Origin of the sequence: Alicyclobacillus contaminans DSM 17975 (assembly GCF_000429525.1) — a bacterium.
Taxonomy (GTDB): domain Bacteria; phylum Bacillota; class Bacilli; order Alicyclobacillales; family Alicyclobacillaceae; genus Alicyclobacillus_A; species Alicyclobacillus_A contaminans.
Genome location: NZ_AUCA01000004.1, coordinates 37,279 through 54,020 on the forward strand (window position 1 = coordinate 37,279; position 16,742 = coordinate 54,020).

Consider the following 16,742-nt stretch of genomic DNA (forward strand, 5'->3'; position numbering starts at 1 on the left):
CCCCGTGTGCTCCGGTCGCATTGTGCCGCGTTTTCAGGAAAACCTGCGGCCCACAAGCCTCACCGCATCAACCGGGCGGCCACTGCAACTGCCGTCCGCCAATCAGGTGGTAGTGAAGGTGCGGGACGGTCTGTTGGCCATGCCAGCCGATGTTGGTCACCAGGCGATAGCCATCTTTGGCGATGCCCAACTCTTCCGCCACATGTTGCGCGGCCATGTGGAGCCTGCCGACCAATTCCGCGTCTTCCGGTGCCACGTGATGCGCCGATTGGATGTGTTTCTTCGGGATGACCAGCACATGCACCGGCGCCTGCGGACGGATGTCGCGGAACGCCAAGACATCGTCCGTTTCATACACATTTTCACTCGGGAGTTCGCCTGCAACGATTTTGCAGAAAATACAGTCAGACACCGTGACCACTCCTTTTTCTTCTTGTAGTGTATCACGTATCGGGCGTAAACTCATGTCAAACCGGTTGTGTTGAGGTAGAAGGGGAGGAGCATGGAATGCCGGATATCTTTTACTACCAGGGTCGCTTTTTGAATCATGATGAACATCCCGTGCCTATAGAAGATCGCGGGCATCAATTCGGTGATGGCGTGTACGAAGTGGTTCGGGTGTACGGAGGAGCGCCCTTTCTGTTGGACTGGCATCTCGAACGCATGGAGCGGAGTCTCCGGGCTTTGGACATGGAGAACCCCATGGCGCGGGCGGAATGGGAAGCTCTCATTGCGGAGGCCATTCGCCGGAGCGGCTATGCCGAAGCGCAGGTGTACTGGCAGGTCACCCGCGGCAGCGCCCCGCGTGTCCACACCTTTCCCACCGGCGCCGTCCATGTCAGTCTGACCGTTCGCGCCACGGCCGCAAAAGCGACGCAGCAGCGGGCTCGGTTGCTGGCGTTGCCAGATGAGCGCTGGGCGAACGTGTGGATCAAGTCCATCAACCTGCTGCCCAATGTGGTCGCGAAGGAAAATGCCAAGCGCGCGTCTGCCGTCGAAGCGCTCTATGTCCGCAACGGGATGATCACAGAGGGCGCCGGGAGCAACGCGTTCTTTGTCCGTGCCGGAGTGCTCTACACGGCGCCGGCGAACCGCTACATACTGGGAGGAATCACGCGTCGCTTCGTCCTGTCGCTGGCGGAATCCTTGGGCATTCCGGTGGTGGAACGCTCACTCCTGCTGGATGAATTGGATTCTGTCGACGAAGTGTTTATGACCAGCAGCACGCAGGATATCCTCCCCATCGATGAAGTTGTGACAACACCGACCTACCTTCGCCAGTTGCAAGCTCTGCCGGAGACGGCGTCGGACAGCTTGCTCTTGGGGAAGGATGTGGACGTTGTACCTCTCTGGCAATCGATGGTGGAAGCGGAGATGACGCACCGCCTGCAGGCAGCCTTCCAACAAATCCTCGAGGATGTTCGGAACCATGGGATTGGCGCGAACGGCGCGGACCTGTTGACCCATTTCAGTCAAATTTAAAAATGAAGGGCTATTCAGTATCGGGAGAATCTGATAAGATAGTACCTGAGAATCTACCGACCGGTCGGTAACAATGGCCGTGTACGAGGAGGATTGACCAGTGGCGCGACAAATCCGCAAAGCGGGCGTGATTGGCGCTGGCGTGATGGGAGCGGCCATCGCGGCGCACTTGGCAAACGTCGGCATCCCCGTGGTTCTGTTGGACATTGTCCCGAAGGAACTGATGCCCGAGGAAGCCAAGAAAGGCCTGACGTTGGAATCGAGAGCGGTTCGCAATCGTTTGGCCCTGCAAGGTTTGGAAGCTGCAAAACGGGCGAAGCCCGCGTCATTTTTCTCGCCGGATGACGCTCTGTTGATTGAAGTGGGAAACTTGGAGGACGACCTGCAACGGCTCGGGGAATGTGACTGGGTGATTGAGGTCGTGGTGGAAAACCTGGCAGTCAAACAGCAGTTGCTTGCGAAGCTGGAGGGCGTCGTGCGTCCGGACGCCATTGTGAGCTCCAACACGTCTGGGATTTCCATCGCGGAGATGGTCAAAGACCGCTCGGAGTCATTTCGAAAGCGGTTCCTCGGCACCCACTTTTTCAACCCACCGCGCTACATGAAATTATTAGAAATCATTCCTGGACCGGACACGGATCCGGAAATCTGTACGTTCATGAAAGCGTTTGGCGAACGCGTATTGGGCAAAGGCGTGGTGTTCGCCAAGGACACGCCGAACTTCATCGCCAATCGCATCGGCACCTACGGTTTGTTGGTGACGTTGCAAGCGATGGAAAAATTCGGGCTCGGCGTCGACGAGGTGGACGCCATCACGGGACCGGTGATGGGACGGCCGAAAAGCGCCACCTTCCGCACACTGGACCTGGTTGGACTGGATACGTTCGTCCACGTGGCCAAGAACGTGCAGGCCTCCGTTTCCGATGAAGCGGAGAAGGCCGCCTTTGCCATACCTGACTACATTGAAAAGATGGTGCAGAACCGGTGGCTCGGAGAAAAAACCGGCCAAGGATTCTTCCGTCGCGTGCAGGGGGAGGGTGGAAAGGAAATTCATGCCCTGGACCTTGCCACGCTTGAGTACCGTCCGCGCAGGAAATTGAAATCCGCCGCACTGGACGCGGCCAAAAACGCGCCCGGCACTGGGCGTAAAATCCGTACATTGATTCAGGGAAAGGACCCCGCGGCCCAGTTCGCTTGGGAAGTGCTCAAAAAGGTGTTGCTGTACACCGCTGAAAAGCAAACGGAGATTGCGGACGACATCGTGGCCGTGGACAACGCGATGAAGTGGGGATTCAGTTGGGAACTGGGGCCCTACGAAACGTGGGACGCGATTGGCCTGGTGGAGTCTGTGGAACGGATGCGCACAGAAAGAGAGACCATTCCTTCCTTTGTCGAAGACCTGTTGGCCTCGGGGAAGACATCGTTCTATGATCGGAAACCCGGAGAAGTCCCCGGTTTCTACGTGGGCCGCGGTGAGTATCGCCAGGTGGAGGAACCCAAGGAACGAATTTCGCTGGCGCGCCTCAAAGAACAGGGCAAGGTGATTCGCAAGAACAACGGAGCCAGCCTGATTGACCTCGGTGACGGGGTGGCCTGTTTGGAAGTTCACTCTTTGAAACAGGCCCTCGGTGTGGATGTTTTGCAGATGGCCAACTTCGCTGCGGAAGAGGTGTCCGCCAACTGGGATGCTTTGGTGATTGCCGCAGAGGCCAAAAACTTCTGCGTCGGCGCGAACCTGGCGCTGATGCTGATGGAAGCCCAGGACGAAAACTGGGATGAGATTGAGCAGGCGGTTCGCTATACGCAGCAAACGTTCTTCAAACTGAAGTACCTGGATAAACCGGTTGTGACGGCACCGTACGCGATGGCGCTCGGCGGCGGGCTCGAATTGACGTATGCGGGCACACACGTGCAGGCTGCGGCGGAGAGCTACCTGGGACTGGTCGAGGTCGGTGTGGGCCTCATCCCCGGCGGCGGCGGCAACAAAGAACTGTTGATCCGCCTGACGGAAGGCGTGCCCAACCAGGTCAACGAGCGGTTGGACCAATTCGTCGCCAAAGCGTTTGAAACCATCGGCACCGCGAAGGTTTCGACGAGTGCGAAGGACGCCAAGAACCTGGGCTACCTGCGGGCGTCGGACGGCATCAGCGTCAACCGCGACTATCAACTCTACGACGCCAAGCAGGCGGCGCTGGGGCTGGCCAAGTCGGGATTCCTGCGCAAACACCCGCAGAAGATTCCGGTCATCGGCGAATCGGGTGCTGCGTTGCTCAAAATGGGCGTTTACACCATGAAGATGAGCGGATACATTTCCGAGCACGACGAAAAGATTGCGAAACAATTGATCCGCGTGCTCACCGGTGGCTCCGTTCCGCGCGGCACGCTGGTCACCGAGGAATACCTGCTGGATTTGGAGCGCGAAGCGTTCCTCAGTTTGATTGGCGAACCGAAAACGCAGCAGCGCATGCAGTACATGCTCACAAACGGGAAGCCGCTTCGCAACTGATGCGAGGGTGAATAGGAGGGAAATTCCTGTGAGAGAAGCAGTGATTGTCGCGGGTGCGCGCACAGCCATTGGTAAGGCTCCCAAAGGCACTCTCCGCAACACGCGTCCGGACGACCTGGGTGCGCTGGTGGTGTCCGATTTGCTCAAACGGGCGCCGCAGGTGGCTCCCGAAGACATTGAGGACATTATCATGGGATGCGCCATCCCGGAAGCGGAACAGGGCATGAATGTGGCTCGCATCATCGCAATGCGCGCTGGATTGCCAACCGCGGTGCCCGGCGTGACGGTGAATCGGTTTTGTTCCTCCGGTTTGCAAACCATCGCCATGGCTGCCCAACAAATCATGAGCGGCATGGCCGACGTGGTGATTGCCGGCGGGGTGGAGACCATGAGCTTGATTCCCATGGGCGGCTACAATCTGTCTCCGAACCCGGAACTCGTTGAGCACTTTCCGGAAGTGTACATGTCGATGGGCCATACCGCTGAGCAGGTGGCCTCGCGGTTTGGAATTTCTCGCGAAGACCAGGATGCCTTTGCTCTGCGCAGCCATCAACGGGCAGCGGCCGCCATTCAGGCCGGCAAGTTCAAGGATGAAATTGTCCCTGTGACCGTCAAACAGACGGTGATGGACCCGGACGGCAAGCCGGTGCAGAAAGAGGTTGTCTTCGACACCGACGAGGGCGTGCGCCTGGACACATCTTTGGAAGCTTTGGCGAAACTTCGCCCCGCGTTCAGCCTGAAAGGAACTGTGACCGCCGGCAATTCGTCTCAGACCAGCGATGGTGCAGCCGCCGTGCTCGTCATGTCGGCGGATCGGGCGCGCGAGTACGGCCTAAAACCGCTCGCGGCATTTCGCGCCTTCGCTGTGGCGGGGGTTGATCCGGACATCATGGGGGTCGGGCCGGTGGCGGCTGTGCCGAAGGCGCTCAAACTGGCGGGTTTGACACTGGCGGACATCGACCTGATTGAGCTGAATGAAGCGTTTGCGTCGCAGGCGCTGCATGTCATTCGAACGCTGGAGATGGATGAATCCAAAGTGAACGTGAACGGCGGCGCGATTGCGCTCGGCCATCCGCTCGGCTGCACGGGCGCGCGGTTGACCGTGTCGATTCTGAATGAACTCCAGCGTACCGGCGGCCGCTACGGCCTTGTCACCATGTGCATCGGCGGCGGCATGGGCGCTGCGGGCATTGTGGAGCGCATCTCTTAACGCCTGGCGAATCACGGGAGCGACCGTCGAATGGCGGTCCAAAGGAGGAATCTCGCATGAGCACGAAGGAACAGGAACTGACGAAAGGTGCTGCGTTTCTGATTGAGGACATCGCGCCGGAAAAAGTGTTCACCCCGGAAGATTTCAGCAAGGAACACCAGATGATTGCGGAGACCACGCGCCAGTTTGTCGAAGGTGAAGTGGTGCCGAACGCGGAACGACTCGAGCACCAGGATTGGGAACTGACCGTTCAATTGCTGCACAAGGCCGGGGAGTTGGGGCTGCTTGCGGCGGACATTCCGGAAGAGTACGACGGGCTTGGCGTGGACAAAGTGTCGTCGGCCCTGATCACGGAGTATATGACCCGCGGCGGATCGTTCGCACTCAGTCACGGCGCTCACGTGGGCATTGGAACATTGCCCATCGTTTACTTCGGCAATGAGGAACAGCGGAAGAAGTACCTGCCGAAACTGGCGACCGGTGAATGGATTGCCGCGTATGCACTGACGGAACCCGGGTCCGGTTCCGATGCACTCGGCGCGAAGACGGTGGCGAAACTGTCGGAAGACGGAAAGTACTGGATTCTGAACGGCACCAAGCAGTTCATCACCAACTCGGCCTTCGCCGATGTGTTCGTGGTGTATGCGAAGATTGACGGCGAGAAGTTCTCGGCCTTCATCGTGGAGCGGACTTTCCCCGGTGTTTCCACAGGCGTCGAAGAAAAGAAGATGGGCATCAAGGCGTCATCCACCCGGCAGTTGATTTTGGAAGACGCCAAGGTGCCGGTGGAGAACCTGCTCGGAGAGCCCGGCAAAGGCCACGTGATTGCGTTCAACATCCTCAACATCGGCCGCTATAAACTGGCCGTTGGCTGCGTCGGCGGGATGAAGGGCGCACTGGAAGTGGCGGTGAAGTATGCGAAGGAACGCAAGCAGTTCAAACAACCGATTGCGAATTTCCCGCTGATTCAGCAAAAGATTGCCAACATGAACATCAAGGCGTTCGTCACCGAGAGCATGGTCTATCGGTCCACGGGAGATATCGACAAGCAATTGGACTCGCTCGGCGACCACATTGACGGTCGCACGGCGGCGAAAGCCATTGAGGAGTACGCGCTGGAATGCTCGGTGGGCAAAGTCTACGCGTCCGAGGCGCTCGACTACGTGGTGGACGAAACGGTGCAGATCTTCGGCGGTGCGGGGTTCATTCAGGATTATCCGGCGGAACGGATGTATCGCGACGCGCGGATCAACCGGATTTTCGAAGGAACCAACGAAATCAACCGCCTGATCATTCCGGCGACGCTGCTGCGCAAGGCGATGAAGGGTGAGCTTGCGCTGCTGCAGGCGGCGCAAGGCCTGCAGCAGGAGTTGCTGGGCGCGTTGCCGATGGTGGACGAATCGGAACTGCTTGGCGCGGAAAAGCACATGCTCGCGATGGCGAAGAAGATCTTCCTGTTCGTCGGCGGCAGCGCCGTGCAGAAGTACATGCAGAAACTTGAAGAGGAGCAGGAAATTCTCGCGAACCTGGCGGACATCGTGATTGAAATCTACGCGATGGAAAGCGCCATTGCACGGACGCTGAAGGCGATGGAAGCGGGCAAAGACGCCGAGAACAAAGTGGACATGGTGAAGGTCTATGTCCCGGAGGCGTTCGTTCGGATTGAGGGATATGCGCGTGAAATTCTGGCGGCCATGGAGGAAGGCGATGCCCTTCGGACACAGCTGGCGGTTCTGCGCAAGCTGACCCGATTCCAGCCGGTGAATTCCAAGGAACTGAAGCGCCGCATTGCGGCACGCGTCATCGAGGCGGAAAAGTACCAGGCCTAATACGAGGCGGGGTGCCATGCCGCAGAGGATGTGAAGGCTGGTACGTGGAAAGACGGGGCTGCCCTGAACCTTACGAAGAGGGGACGGGGTGGCCCCACGTTCTTTTTCAGCACCTGCGACGGGTAACTCGCCACGTATTTCCCGATGGGAATCGATGATAAAGAGAAGAAGAAATGGTCGATGAGACATCCTACGGCGACCACCGCGGCGAATACCACGCAAAGCCCGAGCGCCTTGGTCCATGGTTTCTTGCGCATCTCTACCTCCCATGGACGAACTGTCTATTGGGAATTGTACAACCATTTTGTCAATCATCAGTCGAGATTCGTGGACGGGAGAACGGGAGGCGTTTTACACTGAAACCAGGGGAACTCCGCTGGCGGTCAGCGGAGGGAAGGGAGGTCGCTTTCTCGATGGTGCCGGATCATGCGATGGTATGGATTGCAGGTGTGATTCCACTATTGTCCCTCGTGATTCCGTTTGGGTTGTACTGGTGGCTCCAGCGCGTCTGGATTCCCACGCTGGTGGTGGCCGTTGGGACGGTGGCGGCGATGGCAACCGTGTTCACCTTCCATTTCTGGCCATGGCTGCTCCTGTACCTGTTTCTCTGCTGGTTCGCGTGTTGGGCCGCCCGGATGACCAAAGATCGACAGTGGTTTCCGGAATCTCCGCAGTCGTGAACAGCGGGATATGCACAGCGCCAGCCGGTCGAAACACCCCAAGCGGGGAGGATGTGTGAAACATGATGCCGCGAGTGGATGCGGCCATGTTATGACGCATCCACTCCGCGTTGGCACAATACGCTTACAGTTGCATCATTTCCTCGTGCAGCCGGGTATACATCAAGGCTTCCGACTTCGCGATGGAAGCGCCCACCTCGTACATGGTCGCGAGCTCTTCCGGTTTGGTGTAATTCACCAGGACGTCTTTGCACAGCTGATAGTGGTGAGGTTCGTGCTCGTCCGCGTGGGCATCCCAGAACAACAGGTTGAGAGGACCTTCGGCCTGATACGTCGGATGCCGCAATCCGTCCGCGATGGCCTTCATCACCGTGCCGGCGAACATTTCCGATCCGAAGCCCACCGCAGCCATCGCCTCCAGGGGCGTCGCCTGTCGGAAGAATGAGATGAACGTCTCAATCGCGTCCGACACGGCGGAAGACATCGGAATCAACGGTATTCCGCGTTCATCCAGTTCGACCGTGGGATACACGGAGAGCAAAAACGTCTTGTACAGTTGTTCATGCGACCGACCCGGCGCTCCTCGGCCCGCCTCGTCCCAGAGATTGTCCGCGAGCGGAACCCACCAGGTGTCCAACGGCGCCATCGCGGAAATCGCCGCGCCGAGCACGCGCGGGAAATGCCGACTGTAGTATGAATACTGGACAGCAAAGTGGCGAATTTGCGCCATGGAGTAGCGGCCTTCGCGAAGATGGGTGAGAAATGGCGCGCTCAGAAACTCCTCTTCCACCAGTTGATCCATGGCGCGCTCCACATCGGAATACGTTTGCAGCACGAACGTTCCTCCTTGCAAGACTTTCAGCATTTTTCCCGACCGGAGAGAATGTCGGTCGGGGCATCCAGCCCCTAGTCTAGCATGTTCGGACACCAACGCCCAATTCCGTGCTGGAAACCGCGCGCATCTGGCGAGGGAGGCTTTTCCATTCAGCTTTACGCCGCGCTCGGCGGCGTGTACCAGTCGGGCAGGATATAGACCGGGACATCTGTTTGCACGCCGAATTGCCGCGCAAAGGCTACACTGCTGCAATACACGTCGATGTGCGCGCCCACAATGGCGCCTCCCGTGTCCTCGGCCACGCGGAAGCCGACACCGGGAATGTACAATTTGGTGCCGTACGGAATGATGCGCGGATCGACTGCGACGGTCACGCCCTGCAAGGCACGGGTTCCCGTGGAGGTGATGCCGAACAGCGGATCCGCCGGCGTCTTCCCTGTGGATTCATAGCCAGCCGTGTACGCCGTAACCGTGCAGAATAGAATCTTGGTCCCAACGGGCATGACTTTCGGCCGTTCGGAACGAGACGCCATCACCTGCTGGCGCGCCACCGCAATGTCTCGCAGTTCATTGTTGGCTGCTCCGGGCTTGCTGGCGCCGCCCCCGGATGTCGTGTAGTGCAGAGATTGTCCAATTTGCAGACGCTCTGGCGCGGTGACGTGGTTCTGATGCATCAGTTCCCCGACACTGACGCCCAATTTCTTTGCGACTTCCCACAGCGTATCTCCGGGGTGCACCGTGTAGACATGGGTGGTCGCCTGTTCGACGCGTTCCGCCACCCCTGCCAGACGGGCGACCAGTGTGTCCGACTCCTGCGGAATGGGATGGGCAGCGTCGGCGAAACAAATCCACGGCGTCAACAACAGCAGGGTTAGAACGGTCCACCACAGCCGCTTTGAACTCAACATGTCCATCCTCTCTCCTTCTCCTAGCGTGCCTAGCAAAGCTTGATCTTCCCTATCAGCATCGTCCGGAACTTGAGAGGATAAACCTGCCAGAATAGAAAAAGACACCGCACCAGGCGGTGCGGTGTCCCGAATGTCTGCGGGAGGCATCAACGGCCGAGCAGCAAATCGATTTCAGAGCGGTACTTTCCGCCCGGCGTCTCGAGAATTTGCGGGATTCCGCGAAGCACATCGTGGTGGACAATCCGGCGGAGCGCCTCCAGCCCGAGCGATCCCTCTCCGATGTTGGCGTGCCGATCTTTTCTCGATCCAAACGGCGTTTTCGAATCGTTGATATGGGCGACCTTCAGCTTGTCCAGTCCAATGATGTCGTCAAACTTCTGCAGGAATCCGTCGAAGTCGTTGACGATGTCGTAGCCGTAGCTGTAGTTGTGGCAGGTGTCTATGCACACGCCGAGCTTCTCCTTGTGCGTCACCAACGCCATGATTTCAGCAATTTGCTCCAGCGAATTCCCCACTTTCGATCCGTCCCCGGCCATGGTCTCCAGGCACAGCGTCAGCGATTCGTCCCCGGTCAAGATGCCGTTGAGCGCTTCCGCAATGCGGCGGATGGCGTAGGTCTCGCCTTCGCCCACGTGACTGCCCGGGTGCATGACAATGTAGCGGAAACCGAGGTATTCCACACGTTGGATTTCCTCGGTGAGGACGTTCACGCCGTACTCCCAGGTGTCTTCTTTCGGACTGGCGAGATTGACCAGGTAGGAGAGGTGCACCACCGGGTCTTCAATGCCGTGCTCCGCCATGATGGCGAACGCTTCATCCCGGTTGAATTCCGTGATGGGACGGGCTTTTCCGCCTCGGTTGCTGCGTGTATAAATCATGTACGTATTTGCATCATAAGACAGAGTTTCTTCCACCGCAGCCAACAGGCCGGTCTTTGCAATCGACACGTTGGCGCCGAGGAAGATGCCCTTCTCCGTATCATAGGTTCGCGGTGACGTCATCGCGGCTTCTGCCTCCTCACGTGGGATACGTGTTCAGCATAACAACTTTCCAATCCGCTGCCAAATGGAACACGGCTTTGCTGCAACCGCCGCGGCGCTCACGTTTGGTGTAGGTGAGTGAGAAAGGAGGGGACGTGGTTGGAAGAACAGGATGACGCACGCACCCGGCGACTTCCCGTGCTCTACGGCATGGTGTTCCTCGCGCTGTCCAGTCTCATCACCCGGTTGGGTTATCTGCAAATTGCACATGGCGCCGACTTTCGGGCCAGAGCCACCGCCACACGCATCAGCAAAGTCCCGGAACTGCCGTCCCGCGGCTGGATCTACGACGCCAACGGCGTCCTGTTGGCGTATGATCAGCCTTCGTTCATCATTCTGTACAATCAGAGGGCTGCGTCTTCGGAATCGCCGGAACACCTGGCCCGGAGGCTGGCATCGGGAATCGGCGTTGCCGAGAAAGACCTGCGGGTCTTGCTTGAACAGGCTTCGAAAGGTCCCGCGGCGACGGTCGATCTGGTCCAGAACGCGAACATCCGGCAGGTCTCATTCATACACGAACATCAATCGGAGTTTCCCGGGATTCAGGTGCAGGTGGTTCCTACCCGCGTCTATCCGTACGGCGACCTGGCCGGTCACGTGCTGGGGTATGTCGGACGTCAGTCCGGTCAGGAGCGCCCGCTGTATGCAAGAAAGAACTACAACATTCGTCAATGGGTGGGGAAGGACGGTGTGGAGAAGCAGTACGAGGCGGAGCTGCAGGGCCAACTCGGCTACCGCGTGCAACAGACGAGCAGCGCAGGCGTGCCGCTCGAGACTTTTGGCTGGCAGCCCGCGCCCGTCGCCGGTCGCACGCTGCAATTGACGCTGAATGCGGCACTGCAGGCGAGGGCCCAGCAGATTGTCCAGGACACCCTTCGCGAGGTGGCGCATGAGCACCACTATCATCCCACCGAAGCGGGGGTTGTCTTGCTCAAGCCGAACGATGGCTCCATTCTGGCCTTGGTCAGTTATCCTTATTACAATCCCGCGTGGTTTCTCAGCCCGCAGGAACTGCGTCGGCACTGGAACTACCTGTGGGACCCCAAACTCACGCCTACGGTGAACCACGTGATTCAGAGCCGCCATCCACCCGGTTCCACGGTCAAGCCGGTCAATCTGCTCGCCGCTCTGCACGAAGGGGTGGTGACGCCGCATACCACAATTGCCGATCCGGGATTCGCCATGGTGGGCACCTACCGCGCCAACGATGACGTCCGAAGCGGTCACGGGCGGGTGGGGCCGGTGGAAGCTCTGAAAGTTTCCTGTGACACATTTTTTTATTACGTCGGCATGTGGCTGGCGAATTGGCACGACGGTCCACCCGCCGGACAGACGGTGGCCCACTGGCTGTGGCGGGATCATGTGCGCGGGTTGAACGCGTTGTACCTGTGGGAAATGCGATTTGGATTGGGACGGCGAACGGGTGTGGATTTGCCCGGCGAGTTGGAGGGCCTGTTCTTTCACGACGACGCCGTCAAACAGCGCGCCGTACCCTATTCGGTGCAGGCGGCGGTGGCGGCGCTGCGCGCGCGCGGCTATTTCCCGAACCGCTCTTTGCTGTATGACAACGCGGCGGCCGCGATTGGGCAGATGCAGCAGTTCACCGTCATAGAACTCGCGCAGTACGTCGCCGCGCTGGCCAACGGCGGCCGCCGGGTGCAGCCGCACGTGGTGCGCGCCATCTATCCACCGGGGGCGCGGCCAGGCCAAGCTCAGCCATTGCGGCAGATTCAGGGCAGGGTGATGGACGAGGTTCGGCTGCCGGCGGCCCACTGGGCCGTGCTTCGAAAAGGGATGTATGAAGTGGTGAATGCGCCCGGAGGAACGGCCTACGCCGCCTTCCGCGGGGCACCGTACGCGGCGGCGGGCAAGACGGGGACGGCCCAGGTCGGTCCGGGGCGGGACGATACGTCGGTGTTCATCGCATACGCGCCGGCAGAGAAGCCCGAAGTTGCGGTGGCGGTGGTGGTGCCGGGGGGAGGCAGCAGCTATGATACCGCGGTGCCGATGGCGAGACGGCTGCTCGACACGTACTTTCAACTGTCGCACGCTCCATTTTTTCCACCGTCTCAGTGGTTGGATGACGCGGATGTCCTGCGCCGCTGGCCGGGTTCGTCCGGCGGCACCCCACCGGTCGGCATCAGATCCGCAGGGATTCCGCAGCCCTGAGGGGCTCGCGCCTCTTGACGATGCGCGGCCCATTCCCTAGACTGAAATTGAGCGAGCGCTCGGTCAGGAGGGGTGTGCGTGGGCGTTCAAATCGGCAGCAATGTGAAAGACCCGGAACGGATTCGAGAACGCCGTCGGCAGATTGTGGAAGCTGCCGTGCAACTGTTTTCGGAGAAAGGGTTTCACAAGACCACCACACGCGAAATTGCTCGCGCCAGCGGTTTGTCCAACGGTGCGCTGTACGAGTACGTCACGTCCAAGGAGGACATTCTCTTTCTGGTCTGTCAACACATCCACCAGGAGATCTTCAGCCGGCTCGCCCAAACGGTGACCACGGCGACCCATGGTGCGGAGAGACTCAAAACGGCCATCGAGGGCCTGTTTGACGTCATGCACGACATGCAGGCGGACGTTCTGTTGATTTACCAGGAGGCGAAGTCTCTGCCAAAGCTGTACCTGACGGAAGTGCTGCGGCACGAGCAGGAGATTGTCGCTTGGTTTGAACAGCAGCTTCGTCATGGCGTCGCGGATGGGACGCTCGGGATATCAGAGGAGCAGATTCCTCTCCTGGCACAGGATATTGTGGTGATGGGACAGATGTGGGCGTTTCGACGTTGGGCCTTGAAAGGGATTTCATTTTCGCAATTTCGCGAACTGCAAATTCGCATGCTGATGGCGGCAGCCAGCGGATCCACCGCTTCGGCCGAGGTGTCGGCACAGTCTGGGAGAAGGGGGACTTTGCAATGACGAGTTCCATGGAACAAATGGACAGGGTGTCGCAGGTCGCGGACCTCTCATCGGAGAGGGCCGCAGAACCGTGGGGGCAAACGCAGGAGCGACAGCCGTACCGGCCCAAGCATCCGGTTCGGTTTGTGACGGCGTCCAGTCTGTTTGACGGGCACGACGCGTCCATCAACATCATGCGCCGGATTCTGCAGGCAACCGGCGCTGAAGTGATTCACCTGGGACACAACCGCTCTGTCGACGAAATTGTAAGCGCTGCCATTCAAGAGGACGCGCAGGGGATTGCGGTCAGTTCGTATCAGGGCGGGCACGTCGAGTTCTTCAAGTACATGTACGACCTTCTTCAAGAGCGCGGGGCATCGCACATCCGGATATTCGGGGGCGGAGGCGGCGTCATCGTTCCCGAAGAAATTGCGGAGCTTGAGGCGTACGGCATCGCCAAGATCTTTTCTCCCGACGATGGCCGCCGGCTTGGTCTGCAGGGGATGATCAACCACATGATCCGCGTCTGCGACGAGGCCCTGCCCTGCGACCCTGACTCGTTGCTCAGGGAATTGTCGACAGCGGCGCCGCATGCGATGGCGCGATTGGTTACGTATGTCGAACAGACGGCGGAGGACAACCCTGCTCTGCATGCGCTGCGGACTCAGCTGGACGCGAAGGCTCGGGCGGTTCCGGTGGTGGGCATCACGGGCACCGGCGGCGCCGGGAAATCCTCCCTCACCGATGAGCTGGTGCGGCGGTTCCTGCGCGATTTTCCCGACAAGACCATCGCCATCTTTTCTATCGATCCTTCCAAACAAAAGACGGGCGGTGCGTTGCTCGGGGATAGGATTCGCATGAATGCCATTCACCACCCGAACGTCTACATGCGCAGCTTGGCGACCCGCTCCGCAAAAGGGGAGTTGTCCGCCGCCACCAGAGACGCCATTCGCTTGGCCAGGGCGGCCGGATTCGACCTGGTGCTGGTGGAAACCAGCGGGATTGGTCAGGGCGACGCGGACGTGGTGGATGTGGCGGACGTCTCGCTCTACGTGATGACCGCAGAGTACGGGGCGCCCTCCCAGTTGGAGAAGATTGATATGTTGGACTACGCCGATCTGGTGGCCATCAACAAGTTCGACCGGCGCGGTTCGGAGGATGCCCTGCGCTATGTGAAAAAGCAGGTCCAGCGCAACCGCAACGCATTTGCGCAGCCGGTCGAGGCAATGCCGGTGTACGGAACAGTGGCGAGTCAGTTCAACGATCCTGGGGCGAACGTGCTCTACCGGGCTCTGATAGACACCATCAATCGCAAGTGCGGTACCGACTGGCAGAGCCAGCTCGAGGTGGGGCAGGCGTCGGATCGCAAGCGAGCCATCATTCCTGGAGAGCGTTCGCAATACTTGCTGGACATTGTCAACACGGTGCGCAAATACCGGGAGCGCACGGAGAAACAGGTAACATGGGCGCGGCGCGCGTACCAGCTTAAAGGTGCACTGCAGGTGATGCGGGAGCGTTCGACGCCGGAGTCGGTGACTCATGCGCTGGAAGCGGCCTATGAAGAGACGTGGCGGGTGTTGGAGCGGGACGTGCAGGAAATCATCCAGGGCTGGCAGGAGAAGAAGGCGCGGTACAAGGCGGACGAGTTGGTGACGTCCGTGCGCGGCCGTGAAATCCGCAGTCCGTTGTACACCACGTCGCTGTCCGGCACGCGGATTCCGAAAGTCTGCTTGCCGGACTACGAGGACTGGGGAGACATCGTCAAGTGGTCGCTCAAGGAGAACGTGCCGGGCGAGTTTCCGTACACCGCTGGCGTGTTTCCACTCAAGCGGACGGAAGAAGAGCCGAAGCGTCAATTCGCTGGGGAAGGCACGCCGGAGCGGACCAATCGACGCTTCCACTACCTCTCCCAAAACGATACGGCCAAGCGTTTGTCGACTGCGTTTGACAGCGTGACGCTCTACGGCGAGGATCCGGATGTACGGCCTGACATTTACGGAAAAATCGGAGAAAGCGGCGTCAGCATCTGCACCCTGGACGACATGAAGAAGCTGTACGCGGGCTTTGACCTGTGCGCACCCAACACCAGCGTGTCCATGACCATCAACGGCCCGGCACCCATCCTGCTGGCGATGTACATGAACACGGCAATCGATCAACAGGTGGAGAAGTTCGTGGCGGACACCGGCCGTCAGCCGACCGCCAGCGAGTACGAGGAGATTCGTGAACGGACCCTGCAGACGGTACGGGGCACGGTCCAGGCCGATATACTCAAGGAGGATCAGGGGCAGAACACGTGCATCTTCTCGACCGAATTCGCTTTGCGGATGATGGGCGACATCCAACAGTACTTCATTGACCACAAGGTGCGCAATTACTACTCGGTCAGCATCAGCGGCTACCACATTGCGGAAGCGGGCGCCAATCCCATCACCCAATTGGCGTTCACGCTGGCGAACGCGTTCACGTATGTGGAGTACTATGTCAGCCGGGGCATGCACATCGACGACTTTGCGCCGAATCTCTCCTTCTTTTTCAGCAATGGGATGGATCCGGAGTATACGGTGATTGGCCGCGTGGCGCGGCGCATTTGGGCGACGGTGATGCGCGATCGGTACGGTGCGAACGAACGCAGTCAAAAGCTGAAGTATCACATCCAGACGTCCGGCCGCTCCCTGCACGCACAGGAAATCGACTTCAACGACATTCGGACCACGCTGCAGGCGTTGATTGCCATCTACGACAACTGCAACTCGCTGCACACCAACGCCTACGACGAAGCCATCACCACTCCGACGGAGGAATCGGTGCGGCGGGCGATGGCCATCCAGATGATCATCAATCGCGAGTTTGGTTTGGCCAAGAATGAAAATCCTCTGCAGGGAAGTTTCATTGTTGAGGAACTGACCGACCTGGTGGAGGAAGCTGTGATGCAGGAATTCCTTCGCCTGAACGACCGAGGCGGTGTGCTCGGCGCAATGGAAACACAATACCAACGCAGTAGGATACAGGAAGAATCATTGTACTATGAGGAACTGAAACATTCTGGCCAATTGCCCATCATCGGGGTCAACACGTTCATCAATCCGAAGACGCTCGCCCCCGACTACCAGCCTCCGAAGGTGGAACTGGCCCGCGCTTCACAGGAGGAGAAACAGCAGCAGATTGAAAATCTGCGGCGTTTCCACGAGGCGCATCGGGACGAAGCTCCTGCGGCGCTGCGGCGATTGCAGGAGGTGGCGCAGCGGGGAGACAATATCTTCGCAGAACTGATGGAGACGGTAAAGGTGGCGAGTCTGGGGCAGATCACGCACGCGCTGTACGCGGTGGGCGGAAAATATCGCCGAAACATGTGAA

At 59.2% G+C, this 16,742-nt stretch carries 12 protein-coding genes; 8 read left to right on the plus strand and 4 right to left on the minus strand.

Annotated elements, in window-relative coordinates; all coding sequences use genetic code 11:
- Nucleotides 1–67 precede the first annotated feature (67 nt).
- Nucleotides 68–412, minus strand: a complete 345-nt coding sequence (locus G463_RS0102790) for a histidine triad nucleotide-binding protein (protein ID WP_026973977.1) — start codon at nucleotides 410–412, stop codon at nucleotides 68–70.
- 95 nt (nucleotides 413–507) lie between these two features.
- On the opposite strand from G463_RS0102790, the gene G463_RS18365 reads away from it, so the two are divergent.
- The 5 genes from G463_RS18365 (at nucleotide 508) to G463_RS0102820 (ending at nucleotide 7,707) form a co-directional block, all read left to right on the plus strand.
- Nucleotides 508–1,482: an aminotransferase class IV gene (locus G463_RS18365; RefSeq protein WP_051321846.1), complete on the plus strand. Its 975-nt coding sequence runs from the start codon at nucleotides 508–510 to the stop codon at nucleotides 1,480–1,482.
- A 100-nt stretch (nucleotides 1,483–1,582) separates the two neighbouring features.
- Nucleotides 1,583–3,988, plus strand: a complete 2,406-nt coding sequence (locus tag G463_RS0102800) for a 3-hydroxyacyl-CoA dehydrogenase/enoyl-CoA hydratase family protein (protein ID WP_026973978.1) — start codon at nucleotides 1,583–1,585, stop codon at nucleotides 3,986–3,988.
- A 28-nt stretch (nucleotides 3,989–4,016) separates the two neighbouring features.
- On the plus strand, nucleotides 4,017–5,198 hold the full coding sequence (locus G463_RS0102805) for an acetyl-CoA C-acetyltransferase (RefSeq protein WP_026973979.1): 1,182 nt from the start codon (nucleotides 4,017–4,019) through the stop codon (nucleotides 5,196–5,198).
- 56 nt (nucleotides 5,199–5,254) lie between these two features.
- Complete coding sequence (locus tag G463_RS0102810) at nucleotides 5,255–7,027, plus strand: acyl-CoA dehydrogenase family protein (protein WP_026973980.1); 1,773 nt, start codon at nucleotides 5,255–5,257, stop codon at nucleotides 7,025–7,027.
- Nucleotides 7,028–7,440: 413 nt separating this feature from the next.
- Nucleotides 7,441–7,707, plus strand: a complete 267-nt coding sequence (locus tag G463_RS0102820) for a hypothetical protein (protein ID WP_026973982.1) — start codon at nucleotides 7,441–7,443, stop codon at nucleotides 7,705–7,707.
- 124 nt (nucleotides 7,708–7,831) lie between these two features.
- Here G463_RS0102820 and G463_RS0102825 read toward each other — a convergent pair whose 3' ends face one another.
- From G463_RS0102825 to G463_RS0102835, 3 genes are all read right to left on the minus strand, one after another.
- Nucleotides 7,832–8,542 (minus strand): iron-containing redox enzyme family protein, encoded by a 711-nt coding sequence (locus tag G463_RS0102825; protein WP_245575666.1) that lies wholly within the window; start codon nucleotides 8,540–8,542, stop codon nucleotides 7,832–7,834.
- 155 nt (nucleotides 8,543–8,697) lie between these two features.
- Complete coding sequence (locus G463_RS18370) at nucleotides 8,698–9,450, minus strand: 3D domain-containing protein (RefSeq protein WP_169725410.1); 753 nt, start codon at nucleotides 9,448–9,450, stop codon at nucleotides 8,698–8,700.
- Between the two features lie 146 nt (nucleotides 9,451–9,596).
- Nucleotides 9,597–10,451 carry a deoxyribonuclease IV gene (locus G463_RS0102835; RefSeq protein ID WP_026973984.1) on the minus strand — a complete coding sequence of 285 codons (855 nt, stop codon included), beginning with the start codon at nucleotides 10,449–10,451 and terminating at the stop codon, nucleotides 9,597–9,599.
- A 138-nt stretch (nucleotides 10,452–10,589) separates the two neighbouring features.
- Between G463_RS0102835 and G463_RS18375 the strand changes: the two genes are divergently transcribed.
- The 3 genes from G463_RS18375 (at nucleotide 10,590) to icmF (ending at nucleotide 16,741) form a co-directional block, all read left to right on the plus strand.
- On the plus strand, nucleotides 10,590–12,659 hold the full coding sequence (locus tag G463_RS18375) for a penicillin-binding transpeptidase domain-containing protein (protein ID WP_051321848.1): 2,070 nt from the start codon (nucleotides 10,590–10,592) through the stop codon (nucleotides 12,657–12,659).
- A gap of 78 nt (nucleotides 12,660–12,737) precedes the next feature.
- Nucleotides 12,738–13,406, plus strand: coding sequence for a TetR/AcrR family transcriptional regulator (locus G463_RS18380; RefSeq protein WP_245575667.1), 669 nt, complete (start codon nucleotides 12,738–12,740; stop codon nucleotides 13,404–13,406).
- On the plus strand, nucleotides 13,403–16,741 hold the full coding sequence (gene icmF / locus G463_RS0102850; RefSeq protein WP_245575668.1) for a fused isobutyryl-CoA mutase/GTPase IcmF: 3,339 nt from the start codon (nucleotides 13,403–13,405) through the stop codon (nucleotides 16,739–16,741). The genes G463_RS18380 and icmF overlap by 4 nt, the downstream gene beginning before the upstream one ends.
- The last annotated feature ends 1 nt before the right edge of the window (nucleotide 16,742 follow it).